Consider the following 21,570-nt stretch of genomic DNA (forward strand, 5'->3'; position numbering starts at 1 on the left):
TGCACCGTCTGCGGCTCAGTCCCGGGCCAGTCCGAAGCGGGCCCACAGGCCCGTCGTCCGTTCGTCCGCCGCGACCGCCGCCGCGCCGGCCGTCACCGTCTCGTAGACGGACAGGATGTCCGCGCCCACCGTCGACCAGTCGAACCGCCGCACATGGGCGCTGCCGCGCTCGCGCAGCTCCGTCCGCCGTGCCGGGTCGTCCAGCAGCCGGACGGCGGCCTCGGCCAGCGCGTCGGCGTCCTCGTTGGCGAACACCTCGCCCGCCCCGCCCTGGTCGAGCACCTGCACGAAGGCGTCCAGGTCGGAGGCGAGGACAGGGGCGCCCGCCGACAACGCCTCGACCAGGATGATCCCGAAGCTCTCGCCACCGGTGTTGGGCGCGATGTACAGGTCGACGCTGCGCAGGAAACGGGCCTTGTCCTCGTCGCTGATCATGCCGAGGAACTCCACCCGTGAGCGCAGTTCCTTCGGCAGCCCCTCGACGGCCGCCTCCTCGTCGCCCCGCCCCGCGACCAGCAGCCGCGTCTGCGGGCGGGCGGCCAGAATTCTCGGCAGGGCCTTCATCAGGACGGGCAGGCCCTTGCGGGGCTCGTCGATGCGGCCGACGAAGCCGATGGTGCCGCCCTGCCACTCCGGCTTGGGCTCGGCCCTGGCGAAGAAGTCCACGTCGACGCCGTTGGGGATGACCACCGCGTCCCCGCCCAGGTGCTCGACCAGGGTGCGCCGGGCGTACTCGCTGACCGCGATCCGGGCGCTGATCTTCTCCAGGGCGGCCTGCAGGATCGCGTACGCGGCGATCATCGCGCGCGAGCGGGGGTTGGAGGTGTGGAAGGTGGCCACGATGGGGCCCTGGGCGGCCCAGCAGGTGAGCAGGCCCAGCGAGGGCGAGGTCGGCTCGTGGATGTGGACCACGTCGAACTTGCCCTCATGCAGCCAGCGCCGCACCCGCGCGGCCGACAGGAAGCCGAAGTTCAGGCGGGCCACGGAGCCGTTGTACGGCACCGGGACCGCGCGGCCGGCCGAGATGACGTACGGCGGCAGGGGCGTGTCGTCGTCGGCCGGGGCCAGGACGGACACCTCGTGGCCGAGCCGGATGAAGTACTGGGCGAGGTCGCGGATGTGGAACTGGACGCCACCGGGCACGTCCCAGGAGTACGGGCAGACGATCCCGATTCTCACGAGGATCCCTTCGCGGGGTCGAGGTCGGCGAGCCACAGCCGCTGGAGCATGTGCCAGTCCTCCGGGTGCTCGGCGATCCCCGTGGCGAAGGCGTCGGCCAGCGCCTGTGTCATGACGGACGTCCTCTCGGCCCGCGTACCCGACTCGGGGACCTCGACCGGCGGATGCACCCGGCCCTTCATGACGGGCGAGTCGTCGTACCAGAGCGTGACCGGCAGCAGCAGGGCGCCCGTCTGCTGGGCGAGCAGGGCGGGGCCCGCGGGCATCCGCGCCCGGTCACCGAAGAAGTCGACCTCTACACCGGAGGCGGACAGGTCGCGGTCGGCGACCAGGCAGACCAAGCCGCCGTCGCGCAGCCGCCGGGCCAGGGTGCCGAAGGCGGAGCCGCCGCTGTGCGGGAGCACCTCCATGCCGAGGCCCTCGCGGTAGGCGACGAAACGGTCGTAGAGCGTCTCGGGCTTCAGGCGCTCGGCGACCGTGGTGAACGGCGTTTCCAGCGCGGTGGTGACCCAGGCGCCGGCCAGGTCCCAGTTGGCCAGGTGCGGCAGGGCGAGGACCACGCCCCGGCCGGAGGCAAGACCGTCGGTCAGGAAATGTATGTCCTTGGCCTCGAAGCCCGTCTTCACGCGCTCGGCGCTCCAGGCCGGGAGCCGGAAGGACTCCATCCAGTAGCGCAGGTACGAGCGCATGCCCGCGCGCGAGAGTTCGGCCAGGCGCTCGGGCCCGGCGTCGGGCACCACGCGCGCGTAGTTCGACTCCAGCCGCTCCACGCCCTTGCCGCGCTGCTTCCAGGCGAGGTCGGCGATGGTCCGGCCGAGGCGGACCGCGGCGGGTTCGGGCAGCTTCTTGACGGTGCTCCAGCCCAGGCCGTACAGCGCGTCGGTCAGCCGCTCGCCGGTGCTCACTTCGCGGCCTCGCTCCCCTGGGACGTGTTCTCCTGGGCGGCGGCCGCCTCGGCCTCGGCGGACTCGCGGCGGACGGTCACCACCCGCTGGATCAGGGTGACCAGGCTGCCCACGGCGACGATCCACAGAGCGATCGGCAGCAGCCACTGGATGCCCGGCACGCCGAACTTGTGCAGGCCCGCGAAACCGGCCGCGACCAGCGAGATCACCAGCCGCTCGGCGCGCTCGACCAGCCCGTTGACGGCCACCGGCAGCCCGATCGACTCGCCGCGCGCCTTGGTGTACGACACCACCTGGCCGCTGGCCAGGCAGAAGATCGAGACGGCGCACAGCACATTGTCGTTGCCGTTGCCCGCGTACCAGAGCGCGAAGCCGCCGAAGATCGCGCTGTCGGCGACCCGGTCGAGCGTGGAGTCCAGGAAGGCGCCCCATCGGCTGGAACGGCCCAGCTGGCGGGCCATGTTGCCGTCGACCAGGTCGGAGAAGACGAACAGGGTGATCACGACCGTGCCCCAGAAGAACTCGCCCATGGGGTAGAAGACCAGCGCGCCCGCGACCACCCCGGCCGTGCCGATGAGCGTGACCGCGTCGGGGCTCACGCCCCGGCGGATGAGAAACGCGGCGAACGGTGTGAGGACACGCGTGAAGAATGCACGCGCGTACTTGTTCAGCATGGCCTTCCCGACGGTCGGTGTCGCCGTGGCCCTGGTGGCCGCCGGCTGGCCCATCGTAGCCACGCGCGTGCGTGCGTGACGGGCGGGCACCCGCACCTCGCGCCGCGAACCGGTGCGCGCGGCCACGGGCGGGGCGTGCGACGCCCGATCGGTGCCCGTGCGCACCCTTCGCGGTCCCTCGTATGGACGCGGCGTGACGGGAGTGGAAAGCTCGAATGACCGCGGGCGTCGCCGGAGCCGCCAGCCAGTGCACGCGGGTCCCGCGTGTCCGCGCCCACAGTGACCTCACCGTGCACGGGAGGCAGGATCATGGGCGACAAGGCACAGACACACCCCGGAGCCGCCGGCAGGGCTCTGGCGGCCGACCGTCCCGCGTCCGTAAGGAACGTGGTGCTGGTCGGCCACAGCGGATCGGGCAAGACGACTCTGGTGGAGGCCCTCGCGCTGACCGCGGGGGCGGTGAACCGGGCGGGCCGCGTCGAGGACGGCGGAACCGTCTCGGACTACGACGACATCGAGCACCGGCAGCAACGCTCCGTCCAGCTCTCGCTGGTGCCGGTCGAATGGGACGGCACCAAGGTCAACCTCATCGACACCCCCGGGTACGCGGACTTCGTCGGGGAACTCAGGGCCGGTCTGCGCGCCGCGGACGCGGCCCTCTTCGTCGTCTCGGCCTCGGACGGCGTGGACGGCTCGACGCGGATGCTGTGGGAGGAGTGCGCGGCCGTCGGCATGCCCCGCGCGATCGTGATCACGCACCTGGAGGCCGCGCGCGCGGACTTCGAGGAGATGACCCGGATCTGCGCGGAGGCCTTCGGTGGCGACGACCCGGACGCCGTCCTGCCCCTGTACCTGCCACTGCGCGCCCCCGAGGGCCCCGACGGGCACACGCCCGTGACCGGGCTGATCGGGCTGCTGTCGCAGAAGCTGTTCGACTACTCGACCGGCGAGCGCAAGGAGTCCGAGCCCGGCGAGGACCAGCTGCCGGACATCGAGGAGGCCCGTAGCCGGCTGATCGAGGGGATCATCGCCGAGAGCGAGGACGAGACCCTCATGGACCGCTATCTGGGCGGCGAGCAGGTCGACATCAAGACACTGATCGAGGACCTGGAGCGGGCCGTCGCCCGCGGCAGCTTCTTCCCCGTCCTGGCCGCCGCGCCCGCCGCCGAGGGCGCCCGGCACGGCCTCGGCACGGTCGAGCTGCTGGAGCTGATCACCCGCGGGTTCCCGACCCCGTTCGAGCATCCCCTGCCCGGGGTCACCACCATCGACGGCCGGTCGCGGGAGCTGAAGCCGTGCGACACGGAGGGCCCACTGGTCGCCGAGGTCGTCAAGACCTCCTCCGACCCCTACGTGGGCCGCATCTCCCTCGTCCGTGTCTTCTCCGGCACCCTGCGCCCCGACCGGACGGTGCACGTCTCCGGGCACGGTCTGGCCGACCGCGGGCACGAGGACCACGACGTCGACGAGAAGATCGGCGCCCTGTCCATGCCGTTCGGCAAGCAGCAGCGGCCGGTGACGCACGCCGTCGCCGGCGACCTGGTGTGCGTGGCCAAGCTGGGCCGCGCCGAGACCGGCGACACGCTCTCGGCGAAGGACGACCCGCTGCTGATGGAGCCCTGGCAGATGCCCGACCCGCTGCTGCCGCTCGCCATCCAGGCGCACAGCAAGGCCGACGAGGACAAGCTCTCGCAGGGGCTGAGCCGCCTGGTCGCCGAGGACCCCACGATGCGCCTGGAGCAGAACCAGGACACCCACCAGGTGGTCCTGTGGTGTCTGGGCGAGGCCCACGCGGACGTCGCGCTGGAGCGGCTGCGCAACCGCTACGGGGTCCAGGTCGACGTGGTGCCGCACAAGGTCTCCCTCCGGGAGACGTTCGCGCACAAGGCCGCCGGGCGCGGCCGGCACGTGAAGCAGTCCGGCGGTCACGGCCAGTACGCGATCTGCGAGATCGAGGTGGAGCCGCTGCCCGGCGGCTCGGGCATCGAGTTCGTGGACAAGGTGGTCGGCGGCGCGGTGCCCCGGCAGTTCATCCCGTCCGTCGAGAAGGGCGTACGGGCGCAGGCCGCCAAGGGCGTCGCCGCCGGGTACCCGCTCATCGACGTCCGGGTCACGCTGGTGGACGGCAAGGCGCACTCGGTGGACTCCTCCGACGCCGCGTTCCAGACCGCGGGCGCGCTGGCACTGCGCGAGGCCGCCGCGGAGGCGAAGATCCATCTGCTGGAGCCGGTGGCCGAGGTGACCGTGCTGGTCGGCGACGACTACGTGGGCTCCGTGATGAGCGACCTGTCGAGCCGGCGCGGCCGGCTGCTCGGCACCGAACAGGTGGGCTCCGGCCGGACCTTGATCCGTGCGGAGGTGCCCGAGTTCGAGATCGGCAGGTACGCCGTCGACCTGCGGTCGGTGTCGCACGGCACGGCCCGCTTCGACCGGGTCTACGCCCGGCACGAACCGATGCCGCCGCAGATCGCCGAACGGATCCGCGAACAGGCCGGGGACGGCGCGTAGTTCCGCGCGTCCGGCTCCGCACGGGCGGACGGCTTCGGCCGTCCGCCCACGGGTTGTCGGTGGCGGCGGATACGCTGATCACCTGATCACGTCGTGCCGCAGCCGTCCGGTAGTGGTCCGGTATCGGCACGACGGCCGGTCCAACAGGTGTGCGGGGCAGGGAAGTCGGGAAGGCCGCAGGAGCGACGCCGGCGGTGATGGGGGCGGGAATGTCGTTTGGAACGGAGTGGGACGGGCCCCAGGTGCCCGTCTCGGGCGACGAGGGGCAGGCGGCGACCTCCGCGCTGGCCTCGGCGGCGTACCGGGACAGTCTGGTCGAGGAGATCAAGAAGGCCGACAACGAGTGGCACCAGTCGACGGTCAAGCCCGGCAGGATCAAGCTGTTCCGGCCCAATCTCGGTGAGGCGTTCTCGCGGGCCGTGGTCGACCGGATGCTCGCCCCCGGCCGCGCGCCGCTCATCCAGTCCTTCGGTTCCGAGCCCCAGTTCGTGGTGGAGCACTGCCTGGCGGCCAACAACATCCGCCGGGAGCGCGACAACCGCCTGACGGCCGTCACGGTCGTCTGCGGTCTGCTCTTCCTGCCCGGGCTGATCGTCTGGCTGCTCGTCTTCCAGCTGCGCATGTTGGTCGCCAGACGGGACGACAAACGCGCCGGGACGATCGCCACCGCCCTGCTCCTCGGCGTCGGCATACTCGCCGCGCTGTTCCTGGTCAAGATGCCGTTCAGCGGATTCTGGGCGTGGTACGCCCGCGCGGCCGTCGTCCTGCCCGTACTCGGCTGGTTCTGGGCGAAGCGGATCTGCGAGAGCACCGCCAAGGACCTGCGGGCCCGCTGGGACGGCCTGCTCTCGGGCACCAGCGTCGGCGCGAAGGTCCCGGAGGCGGTGCCGCGCGGCCCCGGCCAGACCGCTGCCGAGGAACTGCGCCAGTCGCTGGCCCGGCTGAGCGCCGAGCAGCAGTCCAACTCGGTCTTCTACGCCGGCCCCAAGGGCATACTCGGCATGGGCACCCGCTGGGGCGCCTGGCAGCTCGCCGAGGACCTCGTGCCCGCCGACGCCACGCGGGAGATCCACCCCTTCCGCAGCTGGGACGTCATACGCGCGATCCACGACCAGCTGACCCTGCTGGAGCGCGGCCCGCTGAACACCGGCGGCTTCCCCAAACCGTCGATACGGCACTGGATCGTCACGCCGATCGGCGAGAAGGCCACGGCGGTCTCCCGGCCCGGGGGCACGGACGTGGAGGCCTTCCAGGTCAAGCCGCACGCCATACAGGAGATCTGCAACAAGCAGCAGTTCGGCAGCGGTGACCGGCACTACCTGGGCGTGCAGTGGACGCTGTGGGACGGCCAGTTGGTCATCACCATGCTGATCACGGTGACCGTGCTGCACGAGACGCTGCGCATCGAGGTCACCGGGCACGCGCTGGGACCGGTGAACCCGCTGTTCACCACCAAGCCGGAGCCGCCGAGCAAGGAGGTCGCCAAGTCCCTCAAGCCCTGGGAGACCCGTAAGGTCATGCTGCCGCTGGTCACCGCCGACGAGGTGGTACGGCTCGCCGTGCGCGCGCCGCTGACCTGGTATCCGCCGGCGCTCAACTGGCTCGGGGGCTCGCTCGGCCTGCCCGAGCCGTTCGGTCTGCGGCACGCCTGGGCCGACCAGCCGTGGCGGCACCGCTTCATGGCCGACGACGCGCTGCGCGCGGCCACGCCGGTGCTGCGGGTGGTGCACTCGGCGGCGATCAGGGTGCTGCGGGAGAACGGCGTGGACACGGAGAAGTTCGGTGCCCGCTCGGCGTTCCTCAGCGGCAATGTCCAGGACGCGACGCCGAGGAAGGCCGACCTGTACGACGCGTGAGCGGTGCCCTCGGCCGAGGGCACCGTCGGCACCGTGGGCCTACGCCGGCCACGCCTCCGCCAGCATCTTCCGCGTGTCCCCCAGCAGCTGCGGCAGCACCTTCGTGTGGCCGACCACGGGCATGAAGTTCGTGTCGCCGCCCCAGCGCGGGACGATGTGCTGATGCAGGTGGGCGGCGATGCCGGCGCCCGCCACGGTGCCCTGGTTCATGCCGATGTTGAAGCCGTGTGCGCCGGAGGCGGTGCGCAGGGCGCTCATCGCCTGCTTGGTCAGCTCGGCCAGCTCGGTGGTCTCCGGCCCGGTCAGGTCGGTGTAGTCGGCGACGTGCCGGTAGGGCACGGTCATCAGGTGGCCGCCGTTGTACGGGTAGAGGTTGAGGACGGCGTACACGTGCTCGCCGCGACGCACGACCAGCCCGTCCTCGTCGGACTTGGCCGGAATCGCGCAGAAGGGACAGCCGTCGTCGGCCCCCGGACCGCTCGGCTTGTTCTCGCCCTGGATGTAGGCCATCCGGTGGGGCGTCCACAGGCGCTGGAACGCGTCCTGCGTCCCCACTCCGATCTGCTGCTCCGGCTCACTCGTCATGCTAGGCAGCATATGGCTTCGCCCGTTCGCGGCGTGTCGCCGGGGCGTCCGGGAGGCGGTCTCCCGCCAAGCTTGGCCGGTGGACGACGACAGCCTCGCGGTCCGCTGGGAGCAGCGCACCGAGATCCCCCTCTTCGTGGCATCGCTGGTCTTCACGGCCGCGTATGCCACCCGGGTCCTGGCCATGAGCCTGCCGTCCGGCTGGCGGGATCTGTGCGGGGTCACGATGCTCGCCCTCTGGGCACTGTTCGCCGTGGACTACGTGGTCCGCTGGCGACTCGCGGGGCAGCGCTTCCTGCGCTTCGCCACCACGCACTTCCTGCACACGGTCGTGGTCGTCCTGCCGCTGCTGCGCCCGCTGCGGATCGTTCCGCTCTACGACGTCATCCAGCGCCGGCAGGGCGAGCCCCGGCTCTCCCTGTACGCACGCGTGATCGCCTATGCGAGCCTGTCCACCCTGCTGATCGGCTTCTCCGGCGCCCTCGCGGTCTACCAGCAGGAGCGCGGGGCGCCCGGCTCCACCATGCGGACGTTCGGGGACGCCGTGTGGTGGGCCGCGTCCACCCTCAGCACGGTCGGCTACGGCGACGTCACCCCGGTGACCTCGCTGGGCCGGGTGATCGCGACCGGGATGATGGCCTGCGGGCTGGGTCTGCTCGGCGCGGTGACGGGTTCCTTCTCGTCCCTGCTGATGGAGACCTTCTCCCGCCGGAGTGATCAGAAAGGGCCGTGATCCCGGGGGCCCTTCAGGCACAGGCGGTTCAGACCTGGGTCCGCTCCTCCACGACCTTCGCGATCTTCGCGATGGCCTCGTCGAACGGGATGCCGTTCTCCTGCGAGCCGTCGCGGTAACGGAAGGACACCGAGCCGTTCGACATGTCCTCGTCGCCCGCGATGACCATGAAGGGCACCTTCTGCTTCTGGGCGTTGCGGATCTTCTTCTGCATGCGGTCCGAGGAGGAGTCCACCTCGACGCGCAGGCCCTGCTTCTTGGCCGCCGCCGCGAACTTCTCCAGGTACTCCACGTGCGCGTCACCGATCGGGATGCCGATCGCCTGGACCGGGGCGAGCCAGGCCGGGAAGGCGCCCGCGTAGTGCTCCAGGAGTACGGCGAAGAACCGCTCGATGGAACCGAACAGCGCGCGGTGGATCATGACCGGGCGCTGCTTGGAGCCGTCGGGGCCGGTGTACTCCAGGTTGAACCGCTCGGGCAGGTTGAAGTCGAGCTGGATGGTCGACATCTGCCAGGTACGGCCGATCGCGTCCTTGGTCTGGACGGAGATCTTCGGGCCGTAGAAAGCGGCGCCACCCGGGTCCGGGACGAGGGGCAGCCCCTGCTTCTCGGCGACCTGGCGCAGGGTCTCGGTCGCCTCCTCCCAGACCTCGTCGGAGCCGACGAACTTCTCCGGGTCCTTCGTCGACAGCTCGAGGTAGAAGTCGGTCAGGCCGTAGTCGCGCAGCAGGCCGAGGACGAAGGTGAGCGTCCTGTCCAGCTCCTCGGACATCTGCTCACGGGTGCAGTAGATGTGCGCGTCGTCCTGGGTGAAGCCGCGGGCGCGGGTCAGGCCGTGCACGACGCCCGACTTCTCGTACCGGTACACGGTCCCGAACTCGAAGAGGCGCAGCGGCAGTTCGCGGTAGGAGCGGCCGCGCGCGTCGAAGATCAGGTTGTGCATCGGGCAGTTCATGGGCTTGAGGTAGTAGTCCACGCCCTCGTCGAGCTGCATGGGCGGGTACATGCCGTCGGCGTACCAGTCGAGGTGCCCGGACGTCTCGAAGAGCTTCCCCTTCGTCGCGTGCGGGGTGTAGACGAACTCGTAGCCCTCTTCCTCGTGGCGCCGCCGCGAGTAGTCCTCCATGACCCGGCGGACGATACCGCCCTTGGGGTGGAAGACGGCGAGGCCGGAGCCGATCTGCTCCGGGATGGAGAACAGGTCCAGCTCGTTGCCCAGCTTGCGGTGGTCGCGCTTCTCGGCCTCGGCGAGGAAGTCCAGGTGAGCCTTCAGCTCGTCCTTGGACGGCCAGGCGGTGCCGTAGATGCGCTGGAGCATCGGGTTCTTCTCGCTGCCGCGCCAGTAGGCGGCCGCGTTGCGCATCAGCTTGAACGCCGGGATCAGCCGGGTCGAGGGCAGGTGCGGACCGCGGCAGAGGTCCTTCCAGCACAGCTCGCCGGTCTTGGCGTCCAGGTTGTCGTAGATCGTCAGCTCACCGGCGCCGACCTCGACGTCCGCGCCGTCGTCGTGCGAAGCCGAGCCCTTGAGGCCGATCAGCTCCAGCTTGTACGGCTCCTCGGCCAGCTCCTCGCGGGCGGCCTCGTCGGTGACGACGCGGCGGGCGAACTTCTGCCCGCGCTTCTGGATCTCCTGCATCTTCTTCTCGATGGCCTTGAGATCCTCGGGCGTGAACGGCTTCTCGACGTCGAAGTCGTAGTAGAAGCCGTCCTTGACGGGCGGGCCGATGCCCAGCTTGGCCTCGGGGAACAGCTCCTGCACGGCCTGCGCCATGACGTGCGCGGTGGAGTGGCGCAGGATGTTCAGGCCGTCCTCGGACGAGATCTCGACACCCTCGACCTCGTCACCGTCGGACAGTTCATGTGCGAGGTCCTTCAGCTCGCCGGCCACGCGCGCGGCGATGATCGAGCGCTCGCCCGCGAAGAGGTCGGCGGCCGTAGTGCCCGTCGTCACCACGCGTTCTTCCCGCTCGGAATCGCGTTGGATGATCACACGGACGTCTGACACCGGTCTCTCCTGACTGAAGGTGGGGTGCGGCGCCATACCAGGAGCGCGCGCACAGGCGATCGTACCGACCCCACGGCACCGACCGCGAAACGGTCACCCTCGGTCCCGTCCCCTTACCCCTCAGTCCCCGTCCCCGTACGTTTCCCCGCACGCCTCCCCGAAGAAGCCGAGGTTCTCCTGCAGCGACTTCATCAGCCGGTCCCGTTCGGCGTCGTCCACCTCGACGGGTACGACCCCGCGGGCGCCGGTGAGCCTGCGGAAGCCGCCCCGGCGCTCCAGCCGGCCCTCCACGCACACGGGCAGTCCGACGAGGTGGGCGTGGCCGGCGATGCGGTAGTCCTCCTCGTCCAGGGTGACGCGGAGGTGCGGGACCTCGGCGCCGCCGAGGACGCGCAGCCGTACGGTTCCCTCGCCGCCGGGTCCGGAGCGGCGCATGCGGACGACGGCGCCGGTGATCCTGACCGGCACGGAGGGCTCGTCGCGCAGGTAGCGGGCCGCGGCCTCGCGCAGTGCGGGCAGGTCGCCGGGGGAGAACTCGACGGGTTCGGCGGAGCCGGCGCAGCCCTCGGGGACGCCGGCTCCGGGGGCCCAGGCGACGGCGACGCGGGCGCCCTCGGTGCCCCGGACGAGCGCGGTGAGCGCCTCGGTCAGCTCGCGGCTGACGCCGGCTTCGACGGCGCTGTCGAAGGCGTCCATGCCGCCGGTGGCCCGCTGGTAGTCGATGGCCTCGCGGGCGGCGTACAGGGCCTGGTGGAGGCGGACGGCGAGCGGGCGGCCGGTGGGCACCGGCACGAAGGCGGTGAGGGCGCGGCCCCCGGCGGCGGGGCCGACGAGTACGTCCTGCAGGAGGGCGGCGGCAGGCCTGCGGTGGCGGGCGCCGAAGTAGCCGGCACGCGCGCGCGTGGCGAGTGCGGCGGCGAGCAGCAGCCGGCGGGCGGCGTCGCGCAGTTGCCCGTCCGCCGTCCAGGGCGTGGCGCCGACGGGTCCGCTCGGGGTGTCCCGCCACCAGCGGATCTCGTCGCTCGGCACGGCGAGGGAGATCAGCACCTCGCGCGCGGAGGGGGTGTCGCTGCGGGCGAGGGCGTCGAGGGCCTCGCCGAGCAGGTCGTCGCTGTCCGGGAAGGCACGGCTCTCCGGCACGAGCAGGCTGGTCCCGGCGCCGCCGGGCCCCGGTGGGGTCCAGCGGCCGTAGCGCCCGGCCGCTCCCCCGCGCCGCTGCCAGCCGTGCCGGTGCAGCAGGGCGCCGAGCACGGCGGGGTCGACCTCGGCGGGCTCCGGGGGGCGGTCCCAGGGGAGGTCGTCGGGGTGTGGCCGGTCCGGCCGGGCCGGCCCGTCGTACGGACGGCTTCTCATGGCCTGCCTCCCGTCCCGACCCGCGTCATGATCTCGCACAGGGCCCGGTCGTCGAAGATGCGCGAGGTCGGTATCCGCACGGTGGTCCGGTGCCGCCCGGTGACGGGGTGGCCGGCGAGGTTGACCCAGTAGCAGCAGTGCCTGAGGTCGAGCCGGTCGTGGCCGGCGCGCAGCCAGTCGTCCTGCGAGCGCGGCACGAGCATGACGACCAGGATCTTGTGCACCGAGACGGGCGTGCGGGCGAGCTTGCGCAGATGGGCGTTGTCGAGGGTGAAGGAGAAGAAACGGCCCGGCGGATTCGGCGCGACCTGGTAGGTGCATTTGAGCTGCACCTTGATGGTGACCTCGTCGTCGACGGTGTGTCCGGGCGCGCTGTGGCTGACGTGCCAGTCGATGCCGTTGTCCGGGAAGGGCTGGGACAGCGAGCAGCCGGCCGCGGCGGCGACCGCGTGGAGATAGCCGACCTGCAGTGTCTCCATGCAGGCGGTGGTGGCGAGCGTGCCGCGAAGGGGACCCGTGCGGTCGGGCAGCAGCCCGCCCCGCTCGGGCTGCGCTATGGCCATGACCAACAGCCTTCCAAGCCAGGAGTTTCCTCGCTGTGGGCCGCTGAACTGCAAAGACCCGTACTCCTGTTGTCTCCTTCCGGCGTACGGCGCAAACGGCCCGGGTATCACCAAACGGGCAGAAGAGGGAGCGTCATCTGCCGTGGCTGAGCGAGGAGTTGGGTTGGGATGACGACCTGGTACGAGGGGCCGCTGGCCGCCTTCGACACGGAGACGACGGGCGTGGACGTCGAGACCGACCGGATCGTGTCGGCCGCCGTCACCGTCCAGGATGCGCCGGGCACCCGGCCGCGGATCATGCGCTGGCTGGTGAACCCGGGCGTGCCGGTGCCCGAGGCGGCGACGGCGGTGCACGGGCTGACGGAGGAGCACCTGCAGCACAACGGCCGTTGGCCGGCGCCGGTGATGTACGAGATAGCCGAGCAGCTGGCCGAGCACGCGGCGATGGGCCGGCCGCTGGTGGTGATGAACGCGCCGTTCGATCTGACGTTGCTGGACCGGGAGTTGCGCCGGCACCGGGCGTCGTCGCTGGACCGCTGGTTCGAGTCCGTGCCGCTCAGGGTGCTGGACCCGCGCGTGCTGGACAAGCACCTGGACCGCTACCGCAAGGGCCGCCGCACGCTGACCGATCTGTGCGAGCACTATGGCGTGACGCTGGAGGGCGCACACGACGCGGCGGCGGACGCACTGGCCGCGCTGGACGTCGTACGGGCCCTGGGACGCCGTTTCGCCACCCGCCTCGAGCGCCTCTCCCCCGCCGAGTTGCACACGCTCCAGGCCAACTGGCACGCGGCACAGGCACGCGGTCTTCAGGCGTGGTTCGCGCGCAGCGGCTCGGAGGAGATCGTCAGCACGGAGTGGCCACTGCGGCCGGAGCTGCCCGCCGCGGCATAGCCGCTGGGCTCACCAGGAGCCGCCTCCGCCGCCGCCCGCTCCACCACCGACGCCGTCGGAGGAGCTGTCACTGAAGGTGCTGCTGCCGGAGGAGCTGCCACTGGAGCTGCCGGAGGACAGGGCCAGATGGGTCACGACTGCGAGGACGAGGAGCCTGCCGGCCAGCGAGGGGCCGCGCCGCACCGCCCGCGACTCGGGACACCGGGTCGGCACCAGGGCCGACTCCAGCGCCTGCCGCCAACTGCTGCTCAGGCCCAGGGCCGTGGCCCATGCCGTGTACCGCTCCACCTGCTGGTCGTCGTCAGCTACCGCGCCCAGCAAGCCAGGCGACCTTCTGGTCGCGGTCGACCTTCTCGGCAGCGAGGATCCCGCCCTCGGCGGGGGCAGCCCGGCGGGCGGTGTGGCACTCGGGGTGAGGGAGGCGGTGAGCCGCCGGTAGCCGGCGCGGCGTTCCTCGCCGGGGGTTCCGTCGGGTCCCTCCGGGGCGTAGCGGTCCCGGCCGGCGAGGTGCAGCGCGACGGCGGTCAGGGTGGCGGCGGCCAGGGCGAGCCCGGCGGCGGGGCCTGCTCGGCGCATCGGGTGGGCCAGCGGGGTGCCGGCGCCTTGCCGGTGGGCGGTGCGGGCAGCAGCGCCTTCCTGCCGGAAACGCGGTCGCCGCTGGTGGCGTAGAGGGTGAGCCCTTCCTTGCCCTTGAGCCGGCTCAGGTCGACGGTGAGCAGACCGGGTCCGGTCTCCCGCACGGCGCAGCCGCGCCCGGAGTCGTCGGTGCCCTGCACACAGCGCGGGGCGGTGAGCAGGTGAGGGGCCACTATGTGGATCTCGACGCGGGTGCGGTCGACACGCCAGCCGGTGCCCACCGCGTCCCAGGCCAGCCGGCCCTTCTTGACGACACCCTGGAGCCGGTACTGGACGCGGTACCGGTGCAGGCCGCTCAGGGTCCGGCCGGGGTCGCCCACCTTGATGCGGGTGGCCGTCTCCCGGTGGCCGTCGGGTCGGGTGTAGTAGTCGCCGCCCGTGAGTTCCCACGGCACGCGCCGGCCGTCCAGGCTGACGGCGACTTCGTCCTCGTCGTACGGCAGGCCGGGCAGGTCGCGGTAGATGCCGTGGTGGGCGCCGCCGTCGTGCCCGAAGTCATAGTCGATGACCTCGGTGACGCGGGCACTGCCATCGGCGGGGATCCGCGCCCCGACCCACATCGTGGTGACCTTCTCGGTGGAGCCGACGGCCCAGCCGAACGCGACGAGAACGCCCAGCAGCAGTACGACGAGAAGGACCCCGATCGTGCTGAGCATCCGGCGCCGACGCAGTGCCGCGCCAACTCTCCGGCCCTCGTCGCCCTGTTCCTTGACCACCGCATGCCCCCCAAGGCAGCAAAAAAGCCGGTCCGCTGTGCGGACCGGCTCTTTCCCGGTGGGCGATACTGGGTTCGAACCAGTGACCTCTTCGGTGTGAACGAAGCGCTCTCCCACTGAGCTAATCGCCCGGGAACGCAGTGAACAATACAGGTCCCGGCGCCGTTCGTTCAAACCGCTTGCAGGTGGCGCAGCAGCCCACGCCGTCCGGCCCGCATCATCAGCCGGTGGTTGGCGCGGAAGACGGGTCGTCCGGGCACGGCGAGCCGCCTGAGCAGCGGCTTGGTCACCTCGACGACCTGGTCGTACCGCGCGAGTGTTCCCGTGCCCTCGGCCGTGACCGTCCAGCGCGCCCAGCCCTCGATGTCGCCGGCCATGGCGACCTCGAGGACGCCGGCGGCCGGATCGCGGCGTGTCTGCCGCACGGTGAACGTGATGCCGTACGGCAGCACGGAGCGGATGGTGAGGACACCGGTGCCGTGGTCCAGCCGGGTCACCGCCCGCACCTGCGGCCACCAGCGGGGATAGTCCTCGGGCCGCTCCAGCGCCGCGTACACGGCGGCCGGCGGGGCGGGCAGGGACCACAGGCTGCGGAAGCGGTAGTGGTTCCAGTCCATGAACCGAGTCTGCCCAGGACGGGCGCTTGAACCAGGACGGGCGCTTAAATCCGAGTACGCGTACCCGTGTGCCGCGCCGTGTGGCGGGCCACACTCGGGAGGCGAGCGCCGCCGCCCGTGCGACGGCGCTTCCCCATGCCCCGGTCAGCTGGGCATCCGGTCGCAGCAGGGCCAGGTTCTCGATGGCCGCGAGGCCGTAGAGGGCGGTGTCGTTGGTGGACACCCAGCTCGCCTCGCTGCCTTCCACCAGGGTGGCCGGTCCGGTCAGCTTCTCGGTCTTCCACGGCGAGGACTCGGTGTAGCCGTCGGAGCCGTAGAACTTCGTCCAGGCGCGCTTGGCGAGTGTCGCGTCGCCGGTCTGTACGGCGGCGTAGGCGTCGAGGCGCGAGTGGCCCTGGAAGAGCAGCAGGGTGCCGAAGTCGGAGCCGTAACGGGCCGCCTGTTCCGCCTTGGTGGCGTTGAAGTAGCGGCAGTAGTCCAGGTAGGCCTCCTTGAACCTGGGCATGTCGACCAGGTGGATCAGCCCGGCGCACAGCTCGCCCAGGCCGTAGACGCGAACAGTCCTACAGCCCCGGCCGGCGGCCCGCCGGGCAGCCCGGCGCGCGCGGCCTGTACGTCCACCCGGACCAGGACCGCGGCGACCCAGCCGCCGAGACCGACCACCCAGCCCCGGCGCAGGGCCGCCCGGAAGTCGGCGGTGAACTCCCGCCGGCCGCCCCCCGGGTGGGCCGTACGGCGGCGCAGGTGCCGGGCGCCGGCGGCGAAGGCGGCCGGAAAGGTGACCACTCCGATGCGAGGCGACCATCGGGCCCGCGGTCCGCAGCAGGAAGCCCGCGATCCAGGGGGACATGAAGAGGTAGCCGGCGAGGTTCTCCCGCCGGCGGTCCGGCCGCCCCGCGGTGGCGGTGGCGGCCGAACACGTCTTACGGGTCGCGGGCACGGAGTCCTTGACGAGCGTCACGGCACTTCCCATCAGCCCTGGAAGGCGGCCTCAATCAGGGAGGCGAGGTACTGGCCCGTCTGCTTGCCGTCCGTGGTGGGGATCGGGGCGAGACCGTAGCTGCTGTCTCCCTCCGCCGAGTAGCGGACGGTGAGTTGTCCCAGGTGAACTCCGAGGCGCCGTGACCGGCGGAGAGCGAGGACTTGGGCATGTCCTGCTGGACGACCTTAGGGTCGGTGACGATGCCGGCCTTCACGCGGTTGTAGCCGTCCGTCCACCACTCCGTCAGGGCGGCCTGGTCGAACCCGAGTCCGTTCTTGGTCCAGAACGCCTTGCCGTTCTGGCGGAGGTAGAGGTCGTACAGGTACATGATGGTGAAATAGCCGGTGTCTCCGGCGATCTTCGTCCTGTCGTGGATGGTCTTCAGAGCCTTGAAGTAATCCTCCCCGGTCCAGCCCTGCCGCGGTTCGACGCCCGCCTTCTGGGAGAGCTTCTTGTCGATGACGAGCGCCATGGTGTTGGAGCCGACGGGAATTCCCAGCCGCCTGCCGTCGACCTCACCGACCCTGGTGATGTCCGCGCGGAAGTGATCCAGGCTCAGATTGCCTGCCTGAACCTGCGACTTGAGGTCGAGAAGAATTCCTCGCTTGTCGTACTTCCGAAGAAAGGTGACAGCGTTCTGGAAAACGTCCGGGGGATTTCCGCCGGCGGCCTGCGTCTGGAACTTCTCCCAGAAGGACTGGTATGTCTGAAAGTCGGTCTTGACCTTGATCTTCGGGTACTTCTTCCCGAAGAGCGCGATGGTCTGGTTGATCTTCTTGGCCCGCTCCTCGGCATCCCACCATGAGTAACGGATCGTCACCGTCCCGTCCCCGGAGCCGCTTCCGCCCCCGCACCCGGCCGTCGCGGCGAGCCCGAGCGTGGCCGCCGAGGCCCGGCCACCTTCAGGACCGTACGCCTCTCAAGATTCCTGGTTCCCGCAGTCGGGCCTCCCCGCAGCGTCGCCGCCGTCACGAATCGTTTCAAGTAAGCGCTTGCTTGCGCAAGGTACGGAGGGGCCCGGGGCGCGTCAATGATTCGGACAGGATTTTCTTGCGGGCGGCGGCGGCCCGGCGCCGGCCTGCCGGCCGTCCTCACGGCCGGCTGTGTGATCGGGGGCGCCGCTGTGACCGGACAGGTCCGCCCAGTCCCGGTCCATGTTCCGGTAACGGTTCAGCGCCCCGGTCATACCGGTTCGTTCGATCTCCTCCGCGAAGACGTCGAGATCACCCTCTCCCAGCCAGCCAGCCCGGCCGACCGGCGGGGAAGCGTTCCCACGGGGTGCCGCCACGGCTGACGAAGTGCGGGTCCGGGGCGCCCGGCGCGGGCATCGTGTCGGCGGACAGGGCCGCGTAGGAACCGGCGAGCCAGCCACGCACGTCAGGCTCGATCTCCGCCTCCGCGCGGCCCGGCTGCTGGAAGCACGAGACGTAGAACTCCTCCTCGCCGCTCATACGCGCGAAGACCTCACTGGGCCGCGGGCCACCGGGCGGGTGTACGGCACGCCCAGCAGCCCCACGGCGCGGAACACGTCGGGCCTGATCAGCGGGGAGACGGCGGCGATGGTGGCACCCCAGTCATGCCCCACGACCACGGCGGACTCCTCGCCCAGGGCCTCCACCACGGCGGCGGCGTCCGCGACCAGGTCGAGCATCCGGCAGGCCTCCACGGCTGTCCGGCCTGGAGGAGCGGCCGTAGCCGCGGACGTCGACGGCCACCGCGCGGTAACCGGCGTCGGCCAGGACCGGCAGCTGGTGCCGCCAGGCGTACCACGACTCCGGGAACCGGTGCACGAGCAGCACGAGCGGGCCGCCCCTGCTCCACAAGGCTGTCCAAGAAGCCTCTGTGACACAGATCCCCGACCACAACCACCGCCTGGTGGGCGGACGCTGGAGGTCCGTGCGGAGGGGGCATCGACGATGGTCCGGGGGGAGCCCCGGCGGGCACGAGCTTTGTTGCCGATTCGGCAAAAGCGCACGTTCATGACACCCGTCCGTTCAACGGCTCAGGGCGACGGAACGGCAAACGGGCGGGTGAGGCCGCCGGCTGCCCGACGCGCGTCATGCGGGTGCCCGGGCTCGGGGGCCGGCCGAGCGGGCGCCCCGGCGCCACCTCGGCGCACAGCCGGGAGTCGGCCCTGGGCCGACGCGGCGCATGCCTCCGACACGGTCGCGCGCCTGCGCGGAGCCGCGGCAGATACGCCGACGGCCCACCTGCTCTCACAGGTGGGCCGTCGGTCCGGGTGGGCGATACTGGGTTCGAACCAGTGACCTCTTCGGTGTGAACGAAGCGCTCTCCCACTGAGCTAATCGCCCGGGCGCAGGAAGAACATTACCCCATGTCAGGCGGTGCTTCCGACCGGGCCCGGTGCCGGATCACTGGTCCTTGATCTTCCACGGCATCACCACGCCGAACTTCCACAGGTAGATCCCGGCCAGCGTCCCCACGATCACCAGCCCGGTGCCGGTGAGGATGATGTTCCGGCGGCGTACCTTGGGGTCGAGGGCCCGGTGGGCCGCCTCGGTGACCTTGCGTTTGGTCCAGCGGAGCACGAGCTGGGCCCAGACGAACTCGGTCGCCCAGATCGCCATGCCGCCGAAGATCACCACCCAGCCGGGTCCCGGCAGCGGCAGCATGACGATGCCGGCGGCGACGACCGCCAGGCCGACCACGAAGACGCCGACCTGCCAGCTCAGGTGCAGGGCCCGGCGCGCCTTGATGAATTCCGGTGCGCGGGAGCCGAGCCCGCGCTCGGCGCCTTCCTCGCCCACTCGCTCGTCCGCCTTCGTCTCGTCCGCCTCGTTCGCCCCGTCCGCCGCCACGGCGATCTCGCCCGGCTGGTGGTCACTCCCCGTATTCATACAGACAAACCCTACCGGAGTGAATCCAGTCACTGGAATGGCCGTAGGTCTGGTACGAGTTCTCGGCCGGAAGAGTTACGTAAACACACGCAAAACCCTCAGAGGGGTTTACAACGGCACCGTAGGTGGCATGTCGATTTCGCCGACGTGCGAATCCCCGAGCGCACACTGAGCGAAAGGCCCTGGCGCTTATGAACACCACGGTCAGCTGCGAGCTGCACCTGCGCCTCGTTGTGTCGAGCGAGTCCTCCCTGCCTGTCCCCGCAGGCCTGCGGTACGACACGGCCGACCCCTACGCCGTGCACGCCACCTTCCACACCGGAGCCGAGGAGACCGTCGAGTGGGTGTTCGCCCGCGACCTCCTCGCCGAGGGGCTGCACCGGCCCACCGGCACCGGCGACGTCCGCGTCTGGCCATCGCGCAGTCATGGTCAGGGCGTCGTGTGCATCGCCCTCAGCTCCCCGGAGGGGGAGGCCCTGCTGGAGGCCCCGGCGCGGGCCCTGGAGTCCTTCCTGAAGCGAACCGACGCCGCCGTGCCGCCCGGCACGGAACACCGGCACTTCGACCTGGATCAGGAGCTCTCGCACATCCTGGCGGAGAGCTAGGTCGCGGCCCCTCGAGCAGCCCGGCGCCGTCCACTCGGGGAGACGGCTCGGGCCAAGACAACCGCATACGGCACGGGCCGGCGCCGTCACCGTGAGCGCTCACGGGACGGCGTCGGCCTGTGCGCGGTCCGCGCAGGCCGGGGGCGGCGATTTCGCGGCCCTCGTCGGCGGAATCGGGAACCCCCTGGCACCCGGAGGCGTTCTCCCGGCAATCGCGGTCGGGCGGAGGACGGTGCGGTGGGCGCGGTTGTCGCTACCATCGGCCAGCATCGGCGGGCGCCGCCCGCCCGACCCCCAGGCCAGGGAGCAGAACGTGCTGATCACCCACGACACCCGGTGCGCCCTCGACACGGTGGTGGACCTGGTGAACACCGCACCGGAGGACGACGTGGCGGCGGACGGACTGCCGGATGTCGCGGCCCTCGCCGAGTTCGTGCGAAACCACGACATCAGCGATGTCGGGGTGCTGTCCGAGTTCGACCTCTCGGCGGTGCGCAAGATCCGCGGCCGGTTCGCGGGGATCTTCGCCGCCCCGGACGCCCGGGCCGCCGCCGTGATGATCAACGAGCTGGTCGCCGCGGCGGGCACCACCCCGCGGCTGACGGACCACGACGGCTACGACTGGCATGTGCACTACTTCGCGCCCGGCGCCTCCATGGCCGACCATCTCGCCGCCGACTGCGGGATGGCGCTCGCCTTCTTCGTGGTGGCCGGGGAGCAGGAGCGGCTGCGGCGCTGCGAGGCACCGGACTGCCGGCGCGCCTTCGTCGATCTGTCCCGCAACCGCTCGCGCCGCTACTGCGACAGCCGGACCTGCGGTAACCGGCTGCATGTCGCCGCCTACCGGGCCCGGCGCAAGGAGGCGGCCGGCTGACACCGAGGGGCCACGGCCGGCTCCGCCACCGCTTCCTCGTCCGAGGCGACGTCGGCCCCGGCGGGTGGCGCCGGGACGGACGTGTACGGCTCACAGCAACAGCAGGTCGTGCAGCGCAGCCATGAGGAGCAGACACCCGATCACCGCAAGGAAGATCATCAGCGGTGGCTGGGAAAGGGCGAAGAGGCACCCGCGCGGCTCGTCCTTCGGCGGCACGGCCTCGCTCTGTCTCGTGTCCAGCATCTCGCGGCCGATGATGTCCTACCGGGCACACCGAGCGCGATCACCACTCGAGGATCTTGCGGGAGTTCGCCGATTACCGTGATCTCTCGTTCGAGTGGTGAACGATTCCGGACGTTCCGGGACTCACTGTGTCGTTTCAGCAAGTCGTGTGACTGTCATATGCCGTGCTTCTTGAGGATGGCCTCGATGTCGCTGAAGTCGTCGGCCGAGTCGGCGGCCCGGGGCGCCCCGGCCGGACGTGCCCCGGGACGGGCCACCTGACCCGGGGATGGCGCCGAGGCCGCCGGTGCCACCGCCTCCCGGCCCGCACCCTTGACCGCCTTGCCACCCTTGACCGCCTTGCCACCCTGGGCCGCTTTGCCACCCTGGGCCGCTTTGCGCTCGGATCCGGCGCCGCCGCGTCGGCGCTCCACGGCACGGGTGCCGGCGAACAGCAGCCAGGCCGCGCCCAGCAGCCCGAAGCCCGCCCAGGCAGTGGGACTGAACGCGGTGTCGGCGAGCCAGCCGACGATCCCGGTCATCACCAGGCCGACCGGCACGAGCGAGTAGGCCGCGACACGGGCCGCCGCCAGGAAACGCCTGCGGTAGGCCGTGACCACCGCGATGCCCAGGCCGGCGGCGGACGCGGCGGAACAGACGGTCTCGGCAATCATCCGGTCCTCCTGGGCGGGCTCGGTCGGGTACGGCACGTGCTGGGAAGGGCACACCGGCGTCGCCGAGCGCGCTTCGTCCCTTCCATCCTGCACCGCCCGGTCCTCGCGATGCCATGCCCCGGGCGGACATC

The 21,570-nt window shown here is 71.2% G+C and carries 19 protein-coding genes, 2 tRNA genes and 4 pseudogenes; 6 read left to right on the forward strand and 19 right to left on the reverse strand.

Annotated features, from left to right (window positions below; all coding sequences use genetic code 11):
- Nucleotides 1–15: 15 nt before the first annotated feature.
- From AC07C1_RS21310 to pgsA, 3 genes are read right to left on the reverse strand one after another with little or no spacing between them, the layout of a single operon-like run.
- Nucleotides 16–1,179 carry a glycosyltransferase family 4 protein gene (locus tag AC07C1_RS21310; RefSeq protein WP_478941124.1) on the reverse strand — a complete coding sequence of 388 codons (1,164 nt, stop codon included), beginning with the start codon at nt 1,177–1,179 and terminating at the stop codon, nt 16–18.
- Complete coding sequence (locus AC07C1_RS21315) at nt 1,176–2,084, reverse strand: phosphatidylinositol mannoside acyltransferase (protein ID WP_478941125.1); 909 nt, start codon at nt 2,082–2,084, stop codon at nt 1,176–1,178. Before AC07C1_RS21315 ends, AC07C1_RS21310 begins: the two co-directional genes overlap by 4 nt.
- Nucleotides 2,081–2,812 (reverse strand): phosphatidylinositol phosphate synthase, encoded by a 732-nt coding sequence (gene pgsA, locus AC07C1_RS21320; protein WP_478941318.1) that lies wholly within the window; start codon nt 2,810–2,812, stop codon nt 2,081–2,083. The genes AC07C1_RS21315 and pgsA overlap by 4 nt, the downstream gene beginning before the upstream one ends.
- Before the next feature lie 255 nt (nt 2,813–3,067).
- Here pgsA and AC07C1_RS21325 point away from each other — a divergent pair, with 255 nt between their 5' ends.
- Both AC07C1_RS21325 and AC07C1_RS21330 read left to right on the forward strand, forming a co-directional pair.
- The gene (locus AC07C1_RS21325) at nt 3,068–5,266 is read left to right on the forward strand and encodes an elongation factor G-like protein EF-G2 (RefSeq protein WP_478941127.1); all 2,199 of its coding nucleotides are present in this window, start codon (nt 3,068–3,070) and stop codon (nt 5,264–5,266) included.
- Nucleotides 5,267–5,475: 209 nt separating this feature from the next.
- On the forward strand, nt 5,476–7,122 hold the full coding sequence (locus tag AC07C1_RS21330; RefSeq protein WP_478941129.1) for a hypothetical protein: 1,647 nt from the start codon (nt 5,476–5,478) through the stop codon (nt 7,120–7,122).
- A 39-nt stretch (nt 7,123–7,161) separates the two neighbouring features.
- Here AC07C1_RS21330 and AC07C1_RS21335 read toward each other — a convergent pair whose 3' ends face one another.
- Nucleotides 7,162–7,719 carry an HIT family protein gene (locus tag AC07C1_RS21335; protein WP_478941130.1) on the reverse strand — a complete coding sequence of 186 codons (558 nt, stop codon included), beginning with the start codon at nt 7,717–7,719 and terminating at the stop codon, nt 7,162–7,164.
- 67 nt (nt 7,720–7,786) lie between these two features.
- Between AC07C1_RS21335 and AC07C1_RS21340 the strand changes: the two genes are divergently transcribed.
- Nucleotides 7,787–8,440 (forward strand): potassium channel family protein, encoded by a 654-nt coding sequence (locus tag AC07C1_RS21340; protein ID WP_478941132.1) that lies wholly within the window; start codon nt 7,787–7,789, stop codon nt 8,438–8,440.
- A gap of 28 nt (nt 8,441–8,468) precedes the next feature.
- Here the strand turns inward: AC07C1_RS21340 and thrS are convergent, their stop codons facing one another.
- The 3 genes from thrS to AC07C1_RS21355 all read right to left on the reverse strand — a co-directional run bounded on the left by thrS (nt 8,469) and on the right by AC07C1_RS21355 (nt 12,361).
- A complete protein-coding gene (gene thrS, locus AC07C1_RS21345) occupies nt 8,469–10,445 on the reverse strand; it encodes a threonine--tRNA ligase (RefSeq protein WP_478941133.1) in 1,977 nt (658 codons plus the stop codon).
- Between the two features lie 120 nt (nt 10,446–10,565).
- The gene (locus AC07C1_RS21350; RefSeq protein WP_478941135.1) at nt 10,566–11,798 is read right to left on the reverse strand and encodes a hypothetical protein; all 1,233 of its coding nucleotides are present in this window, start codon (nt 11,796–11,798) and stop codon (nt 10,566–10,568) included.
- The gene (locus tag AC07C1_RS21355; protein ID WP_478941136.1) at nt 11,795–12,361 is read right to left on the reverse strand and encodes a DUF4365 domain-containing protein; all 567 of its coding nucleotides are present in this window, start codon (nt 12,359–12,361) and stop codon (nt 11,795–11,797) included. Before AC07C1_RS21355 ends, AC07C1_RS21350 begins: the two co-directional genes overlap by 4 nt.
- Before the next feature lie 168 nt (nt 12,362–12,529).
- Here AC07C1_RS21355 and AC07C1_RS21360 point away from each other — a divergent pair, with 168 nt between their 5' ends.
- Nucleotides 12,530–13,255 (forward strand): exonuclease domain-containing protein, encoded by a 726-nt coding sequence (locus AC07C1_RS21360; protein ID WP_478941138.1) that lies wholly within the window; start codon nt 12,530–12,532, stop codon nt 13,253–13,255.
- 9 nt (nt 13,256–13,264) lie between these two features.
- Here the strand turns inward: AC07C1_RS21360 and AC07C1_RS21365 are convergent, their stop codons facing one another.
- The 10 genes and pseudogenes from AC07C1_RS21365 to AC07C1_RS21410 form a co-directional block, all read right to left on the reverse strand.
- A complete protein-coding gene (locus AC07C1_RS21365) occupies nt 13,265–13,831 on the reverse strand; it encodes a hypothetical protein (RefSeq protein WP_478941140.1) in 567 nt (188 codons plus the stop codon).
- A complete protein-coding gene (locus AC07C1_RS21370; protein ID WP_478941141.1) occupies nt 13,780–14,607 on the reverse strand; it encodes a DUF2207 domain-containing protein in 828 nt (275 codons plus the stop codon). Before AC07C1_RS21370 ends, AC07C1_RS21365 begins: the two co-directional genes overlap by 52 nt.
- Nucleotides 14,608–14,666: 59 nt before the next feature.
- A tRNA-Val gene (locus AC07C1_RS21375) sits at nt 14,667–14,738 on the reverse strand.
- Between the two features lie 39 nt (nt 14,739–14,777).
- Nucleotides 14,778–15,224, reverse strand: coding sequence for an SRPBCC family protein (locus AC07C1_RS21380; protein ID WP_478941143.1), 447 nt, complete (start codon nt 15,222–15,224; stop codon nt 14,778–14,780).
- A gap of 220 nt (nt 15,225–15,444) precedes the next feature.
- Nucleotides 15,445–15,729, reverse strand: a pseudogene (locus AC07C1_RS21385) (exo-rhamnogalacturonan lyase family protein); the annotation flags it as partial.
- Nucleotides 15,730–15,776: 47 nt separating this feature from the next.
- Nucleotides 15,777–16,016, reverse strand: a pseudogene (locus AC07C1_RS21390) (hypothetical protein); the annotation flags it as partial.
- A 186-nt stretch (nt 16,017–16,202) separates the two neighbouring features.
- A pseudogene (locus AC07C1_RS21395) lies at nt 16,203–17,163 on the reverse strand (ABC transporter substrate-binding protein); the annotation flags it as partial.
- 123 nt (nt 17,164–17,286) lie between these two features.
- Nucleotides 17,287–18,117 (reverse strand): annotated as a pseudogene (locus AC07C1_RS21400) (alpha/beta fold hydrolase); the annotation flags it as partial.
- Between the two features lie 329 nt (nt 18,118–18,446).
- Nucleotides 18,447–18,518 (reverse strand) — tRNA-Val (locus AC07C1_RS21405).
- 60 nt (nt 18,519–18,578) lie between these two features.
- The gene (locus AC07C1_RS21410; protein ID WP_478941145.1) at nt 18,579–19,064 is read right to left on the reverse strand and encodes a TIGR02611 family protein; all 486 of its coding nucleotides are present in this window, start codon (nt 19,062–19,064) and stop codon (nt 18,579–18,581) included.
- 191 nt (nt 19,065–19,255) lie between these two features.
- On the opposite strand from AC07C1_RS21410, the gene AC07C1_RS21415 reads away from it, so the two are divergent.
- Together AC07C1_RS21415 and AC07C1_RS21420 are read left to right on the forward strand one after the other, a co-directional pair.
- Nucleotides 19,256–19,669 carry an SsgA family sporulation/cell division regulator gene (locus AC07C1_RS21415; RefSeq protein WP_004002642.1) on the forward strand — a complete coding sequence of 138 codons (414 nt, stop codon included), beginning with the start codon at nt 19,256–19,258 and terminating at the stop codon, nt 19,667–19,669.
- A gap of 313 nt (nt 19,670–19,982) precedes the next feature.
- Complete coding sequence (locus AC07C1_RS21420; RefSeq protein WP_478941146.1) at nt 19,983–20,543, forward strand: CGNR zinc finger domain-containing protein; 561 nt, start codon at nt 19,983–19,985, stop codon at nt 20,541–20,543.
- Nucleotides 20,544–20,633: 90 nt separating this feature from the next.
- Here the strand turns inward: AC07C1_RS21420 and AC07C1_RS21425 are convergent, their stop codons facing one another.
- Both AC07C1_RS21425 and AC07C1_RS21430 read right to left on the reverse strand, forming a co-directional pair.
- Complete coding sequence (locus AC07C1_RS21425) at nt 20,634–20,786, reverse strand: hypothetical protein (RefSeq protein ID WP_478941148.1); 153 nt, start codon at nt 20,784–20,786, stop codon at nt 20,634–20,636.
- A 155-nt stretch (nt 20,787–20,941) separates the two neighbouring features.
- Nucleotides 20,942–21,439: a hypothetical protein gene (locus tag AC07C1_RS21430; RefSeq protein WP_478941149.1), complete on the reverse strand. Its 498-nt coding sequence runs from the start codon at nt 21,437–21,439 to the stop codon at nt 20,942–20,944.
- Nucleotides 21,440–21,570 lie beyond the last annotated feature (131 nt).

This window comes from Streptomyces sp. NPDC045022, assembly GCF_056432605.1.

Coding starts and splice junctions, on each gene's coding strand:
- pgsA (WP_478941318.1), bottom strand. CDS start 2,812: ATGGGCCAGCCGGCGGCCACCAGGGCCACGGCGACACCGACCGTCGGG.
- AC07C1_RS21325 (WP_478941127.1), top strand. CDS start 3,068: ATGGGCGACAAGGCACAGACACACCCCGGAGCCGCCGGCAGGGCTCTG.
- AC07C1_RS21330 (WP_478941129.1), top strand. CDS start 5,476: ATGTCGTTTGGAACGGAGTGGGACGGGCCCCAGGTGCCCGTCTCGGGC.
- AC07C1_RS21335 (WP_478941130.1), bottom strand. CDS start 7,719: ATGCTGCCTAGCATGACGAGTGAGCCGGAGCAGCAGATCGGAGTGGGG.
- AC07C1_RS21350 (WP_478941135.1), bottom strand. CDS start 11,798: ATGAGAAGCCGTCCGTACGACGGGCCGGCCCGGCCGGACCGGCCACAC.
- AC07C1_RS21355 (WP_478941136.1), bottom strand. CDS start 12,361: ATGGCCATAGCGCAGCCCGAGCGGGGCGGGCTGCTGCCCGACCGCACG.
- AC07C1_RS21360 (WP_478941138.1), top strand. CDS start 12,530: ATGACGACCTGGTACGAGGGGCCGCTGGCCGCCTTCGACACGGAGACG.
- AC07C1_RS21365 (WP_478941140.1), bottom strand. CDS start 13,831: ATGCGCCGAGCAGGCCCCGCCGCCGGGCTCGCCCTGGCCGCCGCCACC.
- AC07C1_RS21380 (WP_478941143.1), bottom strand. CDS start 15,224: ATGGACTGGAACCACTACCGCTTCCGCAGCCTGTGGTCCCTGCCCGCC.
- AC07C1_RS21410 (WP_478941145.1), bottom strand. CDS start 19,064: ATGAATACGGGGAGTGACCACCAGCCGGGCGAGATCGCCGTGGCGGCG.
- AC07C1_RS21415 (WP_004002642.1), top strand. CDS start 19,256: ATGAACACCACGGTCAGCTGCGAGCTGCACCTGCGCCTCGTTGTGTCG.
- AC07C1_RS21425 (WP_478941148.1), bottom strand. CDS start 20,786: ATGCTGGACACGAGACAGAGCGAGGCCGTGCCGCCGAAGGACGAGCCG.
- AC07C1_RS21430 (WP_478941149.1), bottom strand. CDS start 21,439: ATGATTGCCGAGACCGTCTGTTCCGCCGCGTCCGCCGCCGGCCTGGGC.